Origin of the sequence: Micromonospora sp. NBC_01405 (genome assembly GCF_045040155.1) — a bacterium.
In the GTDB taxonomy this organism is placed as follows: domain Bacteria; phylum Actinomycetota; class Actinomycetes; order Mycobacteriales; family Micromonosporaceae; genus Micromonospora.
Genome location: NZ_CP109532.1, coordinates 4,216,249 through 4,230,535, shown reverse-complemented (window position 1 = coordinate 4,230,535; position 14,287 = coordinate 4,216,249). Strand labels below are relative to the sequence as shown.

The window sequence follows — 14,287 nt, the reverse complement described above, 5'->3', positions numbered from 1 at the left end:
TCCTGCGCACGGGGAACGCGGAAGGCCGTCACCTCACGGTTACGCCTGCTTCGGCAGGGTGAGGACTTCGGCTCCATCGTTGGTGATGGCGATCGTGTGCTCACTGTGCGCTGTCCGGCAGCCTGTCGCGCTTCGGAGTGTCCAGCCGTCGGCATCGGTGACGAGCTCGGCGGTGTCCGCCATGACCCATGGCTCCAATGCCAACAGCAGCCCAGGGCGCAGCCTGTATCCGCGACCCGGCCGCCCCGTGTTCGAGACGTGCGGGTCCTGGTGCATCGTCGATCCGACGCCATGACCGCCGAACTCGGTGTTGATCGAATATCCCGCCTCGCTGAGGACCGAGCCGATGGCATGGGAGATGTCACCGATGCGAGCTCCGGGACCGGCCGCGGCTATCCCTGCGCTCAGTGCACGCTCGGTCGCGTTGATCAACGCAATGCTCTCCGGGGGCTTGACGTCGCCCACGATGAAGCTGATGGCGGAGTCAGCGACAACTCCGCCTTGGGAGACAGCGAGGTCGAGCTTCAGCAGGTCGCCGTTGGCAAGCGGGTAGTCGTGCGGCAGTCCGTGGAGCACAGCGTCGTTAACTGACGTGCAGATGTAGTGGCCGAACGGCCCACGTCCGAAGGGCGGCTCATAGTCGACATAGCAGGACTGCGCCCCGGCCTCGGTGATCATGCTGCGGGCCCACAGGTCGATGTCCAAGAGGTTTGTGCCGACCGTGCTGCGGCTCCTCAGTGTCTGCAGGATGCCGCCGACCAGGGCGCCGGCGTCCTTCGCTCGCACCAGGTCTGTGGGACTCAGGATCTCGATCATGCAGCGCCTTCCTCGCGCGGCCAATAAATATCCCGGCCATATTATCCCGGTACTAGAATCGGAGCATGGTCAGGTTGCCGCTCACCCCCGCAGAGGTCGAGCGCGGGCAGCGCCTCGGCGCCCTCCTGCGTCGAGCCAGGGGGGAGCGTTCGATGCTCGTCACCGCCCTGGAAGCAGGTGTCTCGCCGGAGACTCTTCGGAAGATCGAGTCCGGTCGCGTAGCCACCCCTGCCTTCCCGACCATCGCTGCCATCGCCGACGTCCTCGGCCTCTCCCTCGATGCGGTGTGGTCGGAGATCAACCAGTCAGACGGCGGGGCCGAACTCGCAAGATCAGGTCGCTACGCAGGTGGGCGGTTGGCCTCGTGAGTCCCGACCCCGCAGCTCCGTTGCAGTTGCCGACGACAGAGAACACCGGGGCACAGCTCTCCATCAACGTCCCCGGCCAGTACAGCTAGGACAGCGCGGCACGGGCTCGGTGCGAAAAGGCCGCCCCGAGGCGGCGGCCCGCGCCCGGATCAGGGGCGGGGGCCGGGGGTGTGGTCCGGGAGGGTGTGGTCCGGGAGGCCGGGCTCCGCGCGGCGGAGGCCGTGGCGGGGCCGTTCTGCGCGCCCCGCCGGCTCGGGATGGACGAGAACGCCCGGGATGGCCCGCGAGGCCGAACCCGGAGCGTCGCGCGGGCCGGCACCGGGCGAGCCGGCGACACCGATCGCGCCCCGGCCACCAGCGCCCCCGCCCGCGTGACCAGCGCCCGCCTGACCAGCCCCACCCCGGTCAGCGTGACCGGCCGCCCCCGGACGGCCACCGACGCCGTGGACCGTGGCGCGCCCGATGACGGGCTCCATCTGCCGGCGGAACCGGTCCCGCTCCTGCTCCGGCACGAGCGCGGCCGTCCGGACCACCGCCTCCGCCACCATGTCGTTCAGCTTGACCATCGCCGCCACGGCGGCGGGCAGCACGAGCACCGCCCACCAGGTCACCAGCTCGGCCAGGGCAAGCAGGACGGCCAGCGCGACGGCTCCCTCGCAGAAAAGGAAGCAGAGCACACCGCCGGGGTTGACGAAGCGCAGGCCGAGGGCCCGGGCGTAGAGGGGGCGGTACCGCTCCTGGGCGGAGGGGACCGTCGCCCACGACACCCGGACCGGCCGGTTCACCGGGCGCCGCCCTGCCGGGCCGCCGCGACCGAGAACACCGCCCGCTCCAGCGCGTACGCGCGATCGTCCGAGCCACCCTTGACCGCCGCGTTGCACTCGGCGGCGGCCCGCATCGCCTGCACGAGGCCCTCCGGCGTCCAGCCCCGGGCCCGCTGCTGAGCGCTCTTGACCTTCCAGGCCGGCATGCCGAGGGTGCCTGCCAGCTGGTACGGGTCGCCCCGCCCCGCCGCGGCGACCCGGGCGACGGTGCGGACGCCGTCCGCGAGGGCGTCGGCGATCGGAACCGGGTCGACGCCGACGTGCAGCGCCCAGCGCAGCGCCTCCAGCGCCGCCGGCACGTCGCCGATCAGGGTGGCGTCGGCGACGGTGAAGCCGCTCACCTCGACCCGTCCCTTGTAGTAGCGGGCCACGGTGTCGGCCCCGATCCGCCCGTCGGTGTCGGCGATCAGCTGGGAACACGCGGCGGCCAGCTCGCGCATGTCGTTGCCGACCGCCGCGATGAGCGCCTCGGCCGCGTCGTCGGTGCACTTGCCGCCGGCCCGACGGATCTCCTCGCGGACGAAGGCCACCCGCTCGCGGTGCCCCTTGAGCTTCGCGGCCGGCACCACCGTCGCGCCCGCCGCCCGCAGCCCGTCCGCGAACGCCTTGCCCTTGGCTCCCCCGAGGTGCAGCACGACGAGCTGGACGTCCGGGTCCGGGTTCTTCGCGTACGCCAGCAGCGCCGCAGCCAGGTCCTTGCGGGCGTCCTGGCCGGAGCGCAGCACCAGCACCCGCCGACCGCCGAACAGCGACGGGCTGAGCATCTCGGCGATCTCACCGACGGCCAGCGCCCCGGCCTGATACTCCCGGACGTCGACGTCGGGATCGACGCTGCGGGCCCTGGCCACGGTCTCGGCCACCGCGCGCGTGGCGAGCAGTTCCTCGTCGCCGAGGACGAGCAGAATGGGAGCGAGGTCGGCGGCGGTCACGCCGCCCATATTCGCACGCCGCCCCCGGGATCGTGCCTGCTCGTCGAGGCCGCAGAAGGCGGAGCTCGCACTCAGCGCAAATCCAGACATTTACTTTTATCTCCCGCCAATGCCGCCAATAACCTTCGGTCCTCAGCGCTGCTGTCGTCCCGGGGCGAGGCCCCGACTCACCACGGCCATTCCGTCCCGCCCCAACACCACCGCCACGTCACCGTCGGTGTCCGTACGCAGCACCCGCGCCCCGCCCCTGGCGAGCCGGGCGAGCACGGCGGCGTTCGGGTGCCCGTACGAGTTGCCGACGCCCACCGGCACCAGCGCGACCCTCGGCCGGACCGCGTCCAGGAACGCCGGCTCCTGGTACGCCGACCCGTGGTGGGCGACCTTCAGCACGTCGGCGCGTACGCCGCCGGGCGGTGCCCGGTCGAGTAGCGCCCGCTGCTCCTCGGTCTCGGCGTCCCCGGCGAGCAGGATCCGCACCCCGGCCACCGTGGCGCGCAGTACGAGCGAGTTGTTGTTCGGGTCGGACCGGGTCCCCCGCAGCGGGTACGGCGGGCCGAGCACGACGAGTTCCAGCCCGCCGACCCGGTACGTCCACCCCGCCGTGGCCGCCGCCGTCCCCGCCCCGCCCGTCGCGGCGGCGGTGCGCACCAACTCCCGCCCGGCGGCGGGCTCGGGCCACTGCGGCGTGCGCACCGCCGTCACCCGCCGGCCCCGGAAGATCCCGGCCACCCCGCCGGTGTGGTCGACGTGGAGGTGGCTGAACAGCAGCAGCGGGACCTCCCGTACGCCCAGCCGGCGCAGGCAGCCGTCCACGGCCGCCGGGTCCGGCCCGGCGTCGACCACCACCGCCCGGCCGGTGCCCGCCGGCAGCACCAGCGCGTCGCCCTGGCCCACCGCGCACGCCACCGCCACCCAGCCGGTCGGCGGCCAGCCGGCGGCCACCAGCCGGACCGGCAGGGTGCCGGCGATCACGGCGACCGCGACCACCGCCACCAGCCGGCGGACCAGCGGCCGACGGGTGGCGACCAGCAGCGCCACGGTCAGCCCGGCCAGCAGCAGCGCCCCCGGAATCCCGCCCGGCCAGGGCACCGCGCCCGCCGGCAGCCGCGCCCCGTATCGGGCCACCGTGACCAGCCACCAGGCCGGCCAGCTCGCCAACCAGGCCGCGAACTCCGCGCCCGCCGGCCAGGCCGGGGATAGCACCGCTGCCGCCACCCCGAGCACCGTGGCGGGCGCGATCGCCGGCACCACCAGCAGATTCGCCGGTACGGCGACCAGGCTCACCGTCCCGGAGATCCCGGCCACCACCGGGCCGCAGGCCACCTGCGCCGCGGCCGGCACGGCCAGCGCCTCGGCGAGCCCCGGTGGCACGCCCCGCCGCCGCAGGCCGTCCCGCCACCCGGGGGCGAGCAACAGCAGGCCGGCGGTGGCCAGCACGGACAGCGCGAACCCGGGGTCGCCGGCCAGATCCGGGTCGAGTAGCACCAGCCCGGCCACCGCCGCGGCGAGCGCCGGCAGGGCCGCCCGGGGCCGGCCGACGGCCAGCGCCGCGAGGCCGATCGCGCCCATGGTGGCGGCGCGCACCACGCTGGGCGAGGGGCGGACCAGGATGACGAAGCCGACCAGGGCCAGCGCGCACAGCCCGGCGGCCACCCGGGGACCGGCCCGGGACCAGCGGGCCAGCAGCAGCACCGCGCCCACGACGATCGCGACGTTGGAACCGGAGACAGCATTCAAGTGGGTCATCCCGGTGTCCCGGAAGTCCTCCTCGACCGCCGACGGCAGCCGGCTGGTGTCGCCGACCACCAGGCCGGGCAGCAGCCCGCCCTGCTCGTCGGGCAGCGGCGCGCAGGCCCGTTGCAGGCCGGCGCGCAGTACGCCGGCGGCGCGCTGGGACCACGGCGGCGGGCCGTGCGGCGTCGGCGGACCGGGCACCGTGAGCACGGCGGCGGTCAGGTCACCGCCGCGCGGCGCGCCCAACCGCCCCTCGGCCGTGAGCCGCTGCCCGGGCAGCAGGCCCCGCCACCCCGGGTCGGTGGCGAGCACCAGCACCCGCACCGGGGCGGCGACCCGCGCCCCGTCGGGGCCGGTCAGGGCCACGAGGTCGGCCCGCACCAGCAGGGTGGCGGGCCGACCCGCCACGCCCCGGACCGGGCGCGGGTCGTCCCGGACGACCAGCTCGGCGTCGACCGTGGCCCGGTCGTCGACGAGGGACCGGACGGCGGGTGCGTCCCGGACGACGAGCCGGGCGGCGGTCGCCGCCGCGCCGCAGACCACACCGAGCAGCAGGGCCACCGCGATCCACCCGAAGCGACGCACGGGGGCCGCCGGGCGGCCCAGCGCGCCGAGCAGGTGGGCTGCGGTGAGCGCGGCCAGCCCGGCGGCACCGGTCGCGAGCAGCGCCGCCGCGCGGGGATCCAGGTGCAGGCTGGCCAGCGCGGCCAGCCAGGCGGCCACCGCCAGCCCGGCCAGCCGCAGATCGGGAATGCTCCCCCCGTCGGCCGTGGGACCGGCGTCCGGTCCCGGCGGGCCGCTCACACCGTCACCAGTTCCTTGAGCTGCTCGTACCGGGCGTCGCCGATGCCCTCCACCTGACGCAGGTCGCCGACGGAGCGGAACCCCCCGTGCTGGTCCCGGTGGGTCAGGATGCGCTGGGCGAGCACCGGCCCAACCCCGGGCAACGCGTCCAGTTGCGCCAGGGTGGCCGTGTTCAGGTTGATCCGGCCTCCGGCGACCCCCGGGCCCCCGCCGGGCGCGACGGGCGCGGCACCGGGCTGGCCCGCCGGGGCGGGCACGCCGACCAGGATCAGCTCTCCGTCGGTCACCTTGCGGGCCGGATTCAGTAGCGCCACGTCCACCCCGGGGAGCGCACCGCCGGCCGCCTGCACCGCGTCGGCTACCCGGGAGCCCGCCGGCAGCCGGACGAGCCCCGGCCGACGCACCTTGCCGGCGACCGCCACCACCAGCTCACCGCCCGGCGTCGGCCCGCCGGCCCCCGGCTGGGCCTCCTCCGGCCCACCGGAACCCGGGGCGACGGACGGGGCGGCCCCGACCGGTTCGGCCTGCGGCCGGGACTGCCACGCCCAGAAGCCCGCGCCGAGCACCACCAGCACGGCGACCACCGCCAGCGCCCGCACCCCCCGCCGCCCGGGGTCGAACGCGCCGGGACCCGGAAGCCGGGACGGCCGTTCCTCGGACGTCGGCTCGTCGCCGGGCCCGGAACCGTCACCGTGCCCGCTGGAGGAACCCGGGCGACCGGCGAAGAGAGCGGTGACCGGCGACGACGCGGGCTCCGGACCAGCCACGGCGAGCGGGTTGACGGACGGCGACGGTTCGGGCCCCGGGCCACCGGCGGGTGACGGGTGCCCGGGTGAGCGCGCGGGCCCGGGGGCACGGCGCCGGCGCGGCCCGGGGCCCGCCCGACCCGGCCATGGCACCGGCCGCTCGGCCGCCGGGCCGCTGGCCGGGGCCCACCGGTCCTCCGGGGGCAGCACCGTCGGCCACTCGGCCGACCGATCACCCGCCGGTGCCCGCCGGCCCTCGGGCGGCGCCACATGGGCCTCACTCCCGGCCGGCTCCGCCGGGAAACCGTCCCCGACCGGCGGCAGGTCGTCGGTGGGGGTCGGCCCGGCCGCCAGCCAGCGCAACCGCCGCCGTACGACCGTCTCCTCGTCGTCTGACACGACGCGAGGCTAGGCCGGCGGGCGTACCCGCTGCCCTCGCCTGTGGACAACGAGGCCCCTTGTGGACGAACGCCTGATCATGCCAGTCGTGTGCTACGGCTAGCGGGTCAGCCGGCCGCCGGCTCGTCGGCCGCGACCGGGCCGTGACGGGCGAGGTGCAAGACGACAGGCGCGCGGACCCTGGCTGGCAGAACGGATCATCCGACAGCACCGGACCGGCGGTGCACGACCACGCAGGCCAGCCCGGGGCCCGCGTGCGCGGCCACCACCGCGCCCGCCTCCGTCACGTACGACGAGCGCAGCCGGTCGCCGAGCCGCTCGGTGAGCGCGGCGAGGAGCTGCTCGGCACGCTGCGGGGCGGCGAGGTGGTGCACGGCGAGGTCCACGTCGGCGTCGCCGGCCGCGCCGACCGCCAGGTCGACCAGGCGGGCCACCCCCCGGCTCGCGGTGCGCACCCTGTCCATCAGCACGATCGCCCCGTCCGGCATGTGCATGATCGGCTTCACCGACAGCGCGGTGCCGAACAGCGCCTCGGCGGCGCCGATCCGGCCGCCCCGGCGCAGGAACTCCAGCGTGTCGACGTAGAAGAAAATGCTGGTGCGGTCGATGGCGTCGACCGCCGCCCGGCGTACCCCGGCCAGGTCGGCGCCCCCGGCGGCGGCCTCGGCCGCCGCGAGCGCCGGGAAGCCGAGGCCCATGCCGGTGGAGCGGCTGTCGACGACCACGATCCGGTCGCCGACCTCGGCGGCGGCCAGCCGGGCCGCCTCCACCGTCCCGGACAGCTCGGCCGACAGGTGCACCGACACCACCGCGTCCGCGCCCGCGTCGAGCAGCTCCCGGTACGTCCCGACGAACTGCTCCGGGGACGGCCGGGAGGTGCTGACGGAGACCCGGCGACCACCCAACGCCCGGGTGGCGTCCTCAGGGAAGGTTTCGATGCCCTCCAGCCCTTCCGCACCGTTGAGCACCACGGTCAGCGGGACGACGGTGAGCCGGTGCGACTGCGCCAGCTCGGGCGGAAGGTAGGCGGTGGAGTCGGTGACGACCGCGACGGGCATGCCGGCACGGTAGCCGATGTCGGCCCCGACCGCCCGGGACCGTGTGGTCAGACCGCCTCGGCGGGAGCCGGCAGGGTGACCGGGCCGACGTTGTGGGCCAGCAGCTGCCAACCCCGCGATTCGCTGTGCCGCAGCTCGGTCCAGTGACAGTTCTGCAGCGGGCCGATGGCCCGCAGCACCGTGTGGTCCCAGCCGAGCAGGTACCCGCAGCCCTGCCGGGCCCCACCGCCGTGGGTGGCGACCACGATCGTGCCGCCGGGTGCCACGTCGACCGCGTCCTGCAGGGCGGTGCCGATCCGTTTGCCGAGGTCATCGAGGCTCTCGATGTCCGCCCCCGGGTCCGGGTCGCCGGCCCGCCAACGGGAGTACTCGTCCGGGTACCGCTCGGCCGCCTCGGTGCGCGCGAGCCCCTGCCACTGGCCGAAGTGCCGCTCGCGCAGCCGGGCGTCGGCGCGCACCGGCAGCCCGGTGAGCGCGGCCAGGGCGGCGGCGGTGTCCGCGGCGCGGCTCAGGTCGCTGGCCACGATCGCGTCGGGACGCAGCGCCGCGAGCAGTTGTGCGGCGACGGCGGCCTGCTCCCGGCCGAGGTCGTTGAGCGGTACGTCGGTCTGTCCCTGCACCCGGTCGGTGGCGTTCCAGTCGGTGTTGCCGTGCCGCCAGACGATCAGTCGGGTCATTCGCCGGCGGTGGGTCCGGCGGAGGCCTCGGCCTCGACCAGGTCCCGGTCGACGAACGGGATCTGCGGGCAGTCCTTCCACAGCCGGTCGAGGGCGTAGAACTCGCGCTCCTCGGTGTGCTGGACGTGCACCACGACGTCGACGTAGTCGAGCAGGACCCACCGGCCGCCCCGCTCGCCCTCGCGCCGGAGCGGCTTGGCCTTCTCCGGCAGCTCGAGCAGCCGCTCCTCGATGGCGTCGACGATGGCCAGCACCTGACGCTCGTTGGGGGCGGCGGCGAGCAGGAACGCGTCGGTGATGGCGAGCTGCTCACCCACGTCGATGATGACGATGTCCTGCGCCTTCTTGTCGGCCGCAGCCTGGGCGGCGGCCATCGCCAGCTCGTGTGCGCGTTCGGAAACTGTCACCGTTCTCCTTCGATCAACCGTGCGACGCTCCAAGCGTCTCACACCCGGCGACGCGACGACCTGTCAGTTCTGGTCGATTTCCCGGACAATAAGGCGCGTATCCGGCGCGATCACCCGAGATAGAGCCGTCGTTTCGCGATGTACTGCACCACACCGTCGGGCACCAGGTACCACACCGGCTCCCCCCGGGCCACCCGGTCCCGGCAGTCGGTCGAGGAGATCGCCATCGCGGGCACCTGCACCAGACTGACCGTGTCGGCGGGGAGGTGCTTGGCGGACAGCTCGAACCCGGGGCGGGTGACCCCGATGAAGTGGGCCAGTTCGAAGATCTCGTCCAGGTCCTTCCAGGACAGGATGCGATCCAGCGCGTCCGCCCCGGTGATGAAGTAGAGCTGCACCTTCGGGCCGTACTGGGCGTGCAGGTCGCGAAGCGTGTCGACGGTGTACGTCGGCCCGCCCCGGTCGATGTCCACCCGGCTGACCTGGAACCGGGGGTTGGAGGCGGTGGCGATCACCGTCATCAGGTAGCGGTCCTCGGCCGGGGTGACCGACTGGTCCGCCTTCTGCCACGGCTGCCCGGTCGGCACGAAGACGACCTCGTCCAGCCCGAACCGGTCCGCCACCTCGCTGGCGGCCACCAGGTGACCGTGGTGGATCGGGTCGAAGGTGCCGCCCATGATCCCGACCCGGCGGGTGTCTTCCTCCATCCGGAGATCGTATGCCGGCCCCGCCCGGCCCGAACCGGGCCCTCGAACCGGGACGGGCCGGGCGGAAACGAACCGGGCGACACCGGGACGGATCGCGACGGGCAGGATCGGAAGGGGACGGCGGGAACAGGACGGAACCGGGCGGACCGGGGCCGGGCTGGAAGGGCCCGGGTCAGGCAGCGGCAGCGGCCACGGCCGTGCGGGCCACCAGGGCCCGGCGCAGGTCGTCGTCCAGGTCGGTGACCACCCGCCGCAGGCCGGCGGGAAGATCGTCGCGGGCCAGCAACGCCGCGGCCAGGTCCCGGGTGGGCTGCGCCACGGCGTACCGGGGGAAGGCCAGGTGCGCGACGGACTCGGCGGCCGAGGGGGTGCGCCGGGGCCACGCCGCCGGCATGTCGGCGAAGTACCGCGACACGTACGGCGCGGTCAGCTCGGCCTGCTCGGGCTGCCAGAAGCCCCCCGCGGCGGCCTCGACCAGCCGGACGGACAGCTCGGTGTTGCGCACCACGGCCTCCCACGCCGCCGCCTTGGCGGCCGGGTCGGGCAGCGCGGCCCGGCAGCCGGCGGCCCGCTCAGCGCCGGCGGCGCTCAGGTCGGCCGCCGCCTCGGCGGAGATCTCCGCCTCCCCGGCCGCGCCGAGCACCACCAGCCGGCCGAGCACCGACCAGCGCAGCTCGGTGTCCACGGCCAGCCCGTCGGGCACGCCCCGGCCGGCCAGCCAGCCGGTCAGCAGGTCGATGTCGGTGGTCGCGCCGATCAGGGCCCGCGCGGCGGCCAACTGCCGCGACCCGCCCGGGCCTGCGGCGGCGAGCATCCGCTCGCAGGCCCCGGCGAGCCGGAGCAGCGCCGCCTCCCGGGCCAGCGGGTCGAGGTAGCGGTCGACCAGCGGCCGGACCGCCAGCAGCACGTCCTCCACGACCCTCAGCTCGGTCTCGCCGGGCAGCGCGGCGTCGACCAGCCCCACCAGCCCGGCGACCGGCCGCTCGCCGTCGGTGGCGGCGTCCAGCGCCTCACCCCAGAGCAGGGCCCGGGCCAGCGGGTCGGTCAGGGTCGGCAGCACCAGGGGTACGGCGTCCGCCGAGGCGGGGTCGAGGCGGATCTTGGCGAAGGTGAGGTCCCCGGCGTTGGGCAGCAGCAGCCGGGCGGCCGGCTGCCCGACCAGACCGGTGAGGACCGTCCGGCCCCCGTCGGCGTCCGGGTCGAGGTCGACCTCGTCCCGGGTGACCGTGCCGTCGGCGGCGTACCGGGCGACGCCGATCCGGTGCGGGCGCAGCACGGGGTGGCTGGCCGGGGCCGTCTGCACGATCGCCGCCTGCGCGTACCGGCCGTCGGCGTCGACGGTGACCTCGGCCCGCAGGGTGTTCACCTGGGCCCGGCGCAGCCAGCGCCCGGCCCAGCCGGACAGGTCCCGGCCGCTGGCGGCGGAGAGTGCGCCGAGCAGGTCGGCGAGGGTGGCGTTGCCGAACCGGTGCGCCGCGAAGTGCGCGTTCAGCCCAGCCAGGAACGCCTCGTCGCCCAACCACGCCACGAGCTGACGCAGCACGCTGGCGCCCTTGGCGTACGAGATGCCGTCGAAGTTGAGCAGCGCCAGGGCCGAGTCGGCGACCTCCTCGGGCGCGACGGGATGGGTGGACGGGCGCTGGTCGGCCGCGTACCCCCAGCCCTTGCGGCGCAGCGCGAAGGTGGTCCACGCCTGGTCGAACCGGGTCGCCTCGGCGGTGACCCGGGTGCCCAGGTACTCGGCGAACGACTCGTTCAGCCACAGGTCGTCCCACCAGCGCATGGTGACCAGGTCGCCGAACCACATGTGCGCCATCTCGTGGGCGATCGTGGTGGCCCGCTGCTCGCGCTGGCTGTCGGTGACCGCCGAGCGGAAGACGAGGTCGTCGCGGAAGGTCACCAGGCCGGGGTTCTCCATCGCGCCGACGTTGAACTCCGGCACGAACGCCTGGTCGTACTTGCCGAACGGGTAGCGCTCGGCGAACAGCTCGTGGAACCGGTCCAGGCACTGCCGGGTGATGGTGAGGATCTCCTCGGCGTCGGCGTCCAGGTGCTCCGCCAGCGACCGCCGGCACCAGATGCCCAGCGCGACGCCGTCGTGCTCGGCCCGGCGCACGTGCCACGGCCCGGCGATCAGCGTGACCAGGTACGGTGCCAGCGGGGCCGTCGGGGCGAACTCCCAACGCCCCGGCCGGGGGGTGGCGACCGGTTCGGCGTTGGCCGCGACCGTCCACTCCGTAGGGGCGGTGACGGCGAGGGTGACCGGGGCCTTCAGGTCGGGCTGGTCGAAGGCGGCGAAGACGCGCTGGGCGTTGTCCAGGAAGGACATGGCGTACAGGTACGTCCCGCCGTCGGCGGGGTCGACGAACCGATGCAGCCCCTCGCCGGTGTTCGAGTACGCCATCTCGGCCTCGACGACGAGCGTGTTGGCCTCGGCCAGCCCGGCCAGCGGAAGCCGGTTGCCCGTGAGGACCCCGGGGTCGAGGTCCCGGTCGTTCAGGCGCACGGCCAGCAGCCTCGCGGGGTTGACCTCGACGAACGTCTCCGCCCCGGGGGTCGCCCGGAAGCGGATCGTGGTGTGCGAGCGGAACTGCCCGCCGCCACCGGTCAGGTCGAGGTCCACCTGGTAGGACTCGACGGTAATCAACGCGCCACGCGCGGTCGCCTCTACATGGCTCAGGCTCGGCATCCGCTTATCCTGCCCGATGGGAAACCACACTCGTTTCCCATCACGTTCTGCGATGGAGGAACCAACAATGGGTCAGCACCCCAAGGGCGACTTCGACCTGTCCCGGGCGATCTGGCAACGGGCCGAGGGCGACACCTCGGACAGCGCGGTCGAGGTGGCCTTCGTCGACGACCTGATCGGCATGCGCAACTCCGCCGAGCCGGAGGGCCCGGTGCTCGTCTTCACCCAGGCCGAGTGGGACGCCTTCGTCGCCGGTGCCCAGGACGGCGAGTTCGACCTGGACTGAGCCGGTCGACGCGACGTCGGCCCCTCGTCGGCGGCGGGATGGCACACCCGATCGGGGATGCCGCACCGCCGCCGACCCGGGGCCCGCCCGCTCAGTCGCCGTCTCCCCAGCCAAGGCCGCCCGGACCCGGCCCATGGTGGAAGCCGGGATGGCCGGCCACGTCGACACACCGCTCGCCGTCCGGGCCGACCGCACCGCAGAACAGCCGCTCGGCCCGGTGCCAGGCGTCGGCCGGGGACAACGCGGCGGCCCCGAGGGCCAGCTCGGGGCGGAGCAGGCTCAGCCCTTCGGCGTACGTGACGGCCAGCTCGCGGGCCAGGTCGGCGCCGTCGGCCGCGAACCCGAGGTGCACCGTGAAGTAGCACGGCGGCGCCTGCCGCCGGGGCGGGGCGAGCAGCGGGCGATCGGGTCCACCGATCCCGCCACCCGCCGGGCCTGCGCCCAGCCCCCTGACCGCCCGACGCTCCCGCCAGCGCCGCGACCCGTTCTCCCGCATGCGGTCCTCCCCGTCCTCGCCGACCGGCCGGGCCGCGGTCGGCCCGTGCGACCCAGCGAACCAGGTTTCCGCCGCCCGGGGAGGGGCCAGCCGGGCGCGGATCCGCCCGCCGACCCCGGGCGAGCGTTTGACCAGCCGAAATGCGGGCATCCGCTGCGGCCCGGCCGATCGACACCACGGGAGGCACCGGTGCCCTTCGACGTCAATGCGGCCGGCCGGCCGGCCACCGCCGTCCCCGACGGGGCGGACGTGGCGGACGTGGCGAGCCGGCCGGGGACGCTCGCGGACGCCGCCCCGGTCCGCCGCCGGCTCCCCGTCGAGTACGTCCTGCCGCTGCGCTGGTCCGGCGACGCCGGGCTGGCCGAGCTGACCGGCTACCTGCGCGAACTGGGCCGCCTCGTCGACGTGACCGTGGTCGACGGCTCCGCCCCCGAGGTCTTCGCCCGGCACGCCGCCGCGTGGCGGGGCGTGGTGCGCCACCTCGCCCCCGATCCGGCGGTGCGCGGCGGCAACGGCAAGGTCGTCGGGGTGCTGACCGGGGTGGCGGCGGCCCGACACGAGCACGTGGTGATCGCCGACGACGACGTCCGGTACGACGAGGCGGGGCTGCGCGCCGCGCACCGGCTGCTCGGCGGCGTCGACCTGGTCCGCCCGCAGAACCACTTCGACCCGGTGCCCTGGCATGCCTGGTGGGACACCGGCCGGACCCTGCTCAACCGCGCCCTCGGCGCGGACTGGCCGGGCACCCTGGCCGTGCGCCGGAGCACCTTCGTCGCCATGGGCGGGTACGACCCGGACGTGCTCTTCGAGAACCTGGAGCTGGTCCGCACCGTGCGGGCGTACGGGGGTACCGAGGCGACCCCGCCCGGGCTGTACGTCCGCCGGCTCCCACCGGACGGCGCGCACTTCTGCGGGCAGCGGGTCCGCCAGGCGTACGACGACCTGGCCCAGCCGGCGCGGTTGGCGACTTCGCTGGCGGTGCTGCCCGCCGTGCTGACCGCGTTGGCGGCCCGCCGCCCCGGCCTGGTGCTCGGCGCGGTGGCGGCCGTGGTGGCGCTCGCGGAAATGGGCCGCCGCCGGGCCGGCGGGGCACGGGTCTTCCCCCGCACGGCAGCGCTGGCCGCCCCGCTGTGGCTGCTCGAGCGCGGCGTCTGCTCGTGGCTCGCCGTCGCCCACCGGGCGCTGGGCGGCGTGCCCTACGCCGGTGTCCGCATCGCCCGCGCCGCCAACTCCCCCGGCGCCCTGCGGGCGAGGCGGAACGTCCGGTCGACACCCGAGGCGTAGCGGGCCCCCGACCGACGCAGCTCGCGGCCACTGCCCGGCCTGCGCCGGGCGTGACCGCGAGCT

13 protein-coding genes and 1 pseudogene are annotated in these 14,287 nt (G+C 75.3%); 3 read left to right on the top strand and 11 right to left on the bottom strand.

Annotation, left to right across the window (positions count from 1 at the left end; translation table 11 throughout):
- Positions 1-39: 39 nt before the first annotated feature.
- Positions 40-816: a type I methionyl aminopeptidase gene (gene map, locus OG559_RS18430; RefSeq protein WP_405105369.1), complete on the bottom strand. Its 777-nt coding sequence runs from the start codon at positions 814-816 to the stop codon at positions 40-42.
- 65 nt (positions 817-881) lie between these two features.
- On the opposite strand from map, the gene OG559_RS18425 reads away from it, so the two are divergent.
- Positions 882-1,184, top strand: a complete 303-nt coding sequence (locus tag OG559_RS18425) for a helix-turn-helix transcriptional regulator (RefSeq protein WP_405105367.1) — start codon at positions 882-884, stop codon at positions 1,182-1,184.
- A gap of 452 nt (positions 1,185-1,636) precedes the next feature.
- Here OG559_RS18425 and OG559_RS18420 read toward each other — a convergent pair.
- The 9 genes and pseudogenes from OG559_RS18420 to pepN form a co-directional block, all read right to left on the bottom strand.
- Positions 1,637-1,951, bottom strand: a pseudogene (locus OG559_RS18420) (hypothetical protein); the annotation flags it as partial.
- A 14-nt stretch (positions 1,952-1,965) separates the two neighbouring features.
- Positions 1,966-2,946, bottom strand: coding sequence for a DNA polymerase III subunit delta (gene holA / locus OG559_RS18415; RefSeq protein ID WP_405105365.1), 981 nt, complete (start codon positions 2,944-2,946; stop codon positions 1,966-1,968).
- A 123-nt stretch (positions 2,947-3,069) separates the two neighbouring features.
- On the bottom strand, positions 3,070-5,475 hold the full coding sequence (locus OG559_RS18410) for a ComEC/Rec2 family competence protein (RefSeq protein WP_405105363.1): 2,406 nt from the start codon (positions 5,473-5,475) through the stop codon (positions 3,070-3,072).
- Positions 5,472-6,242, bottom strand: coding sequence for a helix-hairpin-helix domain-containing protein (locus tag OG559_RS18405; protein WP_405116767.1), 771 nt, complete (start codon positions 6,240-6,242; stop codon positions 5,472-5,474). The genes OG559_RS18410 and OG559_RS18405 overlap by 4 nt, the downstream gene beginning before the upstream one ends.
- 575 nt (positions 6,243-6,817) lie before the next feature.
- Positions 6,818-7,678 (bottom strand): DegV family protein, encoded by an 861-nt coding sequence (locus OG559_RS18400; RefSeq protein ID WP_405105361.1) that lies wholly within the window; start codon positions 7,676-7,678, stop codon positions 6,818-6,820.
- Positions 7,679-7,725: 47 nt separating this feature from the next.
- A complete protein-coding gene (locus OG559_RS18395) occupies positions 7,726-8,355 on the bottom strand; it encodes a histidine phosphatase family protein (protein ID WP_405105359.1) in 630 nt (209 codons plus the stop codon).
- A complete protein-coding gene (gene rsfS / locus OG559_RS18390) occupies positions 8,352-8,762 on the bottom strand; it encodes a ribosome silencing factor (RefSeq protein ID WP_387025074.1) in 411 nt (136 codons plus the stop codon). The genes OG559_RS18395 and rsfS overlap by 4 nt, the downstream gene beginning before the upstream one ends.
- Positions 8,763-8,872: 110 nt before the next feature.
- Positions 8,873-9,469, bottom strand: a complete 597-nt coding sequence (gene nadD / locus OG559_RS18385) for a nicotinate-nucleotide adenylyltransferase (protein ID WP_396675059.1) — start codon at positions 9,467-9,469, stop codon at positions 8,873-8,875.
- A 172-nt stretch (positions 9,470-9,641) separates the two neighbouring features.
- On the bottom strand, positions 9,642-12,158 hold the full coding sequence (pepN, locus tag OG559_RS18380; protein WP_405105357.1) for an aminopeptidase N: 2,517 nt from the start codon (positions 12,156-12,158) through the stop codon (positions 9,642-9,644).
- Positions 12,159-12,225: 67 nt separating this feature from the next.
- On the opposite strand from pepN, the gene OG559_RS18375 reads away from it, so the two are divergent.
- A complete protein-coding gene (locus OG559_RS18375; protein WP_350887135.1) occupies positions 12,226-12,444 on the top strand; it encodes a DUF397 domain-containing protein in 219 nt (72 codons plus the stop codon).
- Positions 12,445-12,535: 91 nt separating this feature from the next.
- On the opposite strand, the gene OG559_RS18370 is transcribed toward OG559_RS18375, so the two are convergent.
- Positions 12,536-12,940: a hypothetical protein gene (locus OG559_RS18370; RefSeq protein WP_405105355.1), complete on the bottom strand. Its 405-nt coding sequence runs from the start codon at positions 12,938-12,940 to the stop codon at positions 12,536-12,538.
- A gap of 189 nt (positions 12,941-13,129) precedes the next feature.
- Between OG559_RS18370 and OG559_RS18365 the strand changes: the two genes are divergently transcribed.
- Entirely contained in the window at positions 13,130-14,224 is a 1,095-nt protein-coding gene (locus tag OG559_RS18365) for a glycosyltransferase (protein ID WP_405105353.1), read from the top strand.
- The last annotated feature ends 63 nt before the right edge of the window (positions 14,225-14,287 follow it).

Bases quoted from the DNA above. Each gene is read 5' to 3' on its own strand.
- OG559_RS18425 (WP_405105367.1), top strand. From the start codon at position 882: ATGGTCAGGTTGCCGCTCACCCCCGCAGAGGTCGAGCGCGGGCAGCGC.
- nadD (WP_396675059.1), bottom strand. From the start codon at position 9,469: ATGGAGGAAGACACCCGCCGGGTCGGGATCATGGGCGGCACCTTCGAC.
- OG559_RS18375 (WP_350887135.1), top strand. From the start codon at position 12,226: ATGGGTCAGCACCCCAAGGGCGACTTCGACCTGTCCCGGGCGATCTGG.
- OG559_RS18370 (WP_405105355.1), bottom strand. From the start codon at position 12,940: ATGCGGGAGAACGGGTCGCGGCGCTGGCGGGAGCGTCGGGCGGTCAGG.
- map (WP_405105369.1), bottom strand. From the start codon at position 816: ATGATCGAGATCCTGAGTCCCACAGACCTGGTGCGAGCGAAGGACGCC.
- OG559_RS18395 (WP_405105359.1), bottom strand. From the start codon at position 8,355: ATGACCCGACTGATCGTCTGGCGGCACGGCAACACCGACTGGAACGCC.
- OG559_RS18400 (WP_405105361.1), bottom strand. From the start codon at position 7,678: ATGCCCGTCGCGGTCGTCACCGACTCCACCGCCTACCTTCCGCCCGAG.
- holA (WP_405105365.1), bottom strand. From the start codon at position 2,946: ATGGGCGGCGTGACCGCCGCCGACCTCGCTCCCATTCTGCTCGTCCTC.
- pepN (WP_405105357.1), bottom strand. From the start codon at position 12,158: ATGCCGAGCCTGAGCCATGTAGAGGCGACCGCGCGTGGCGCGTTGATT.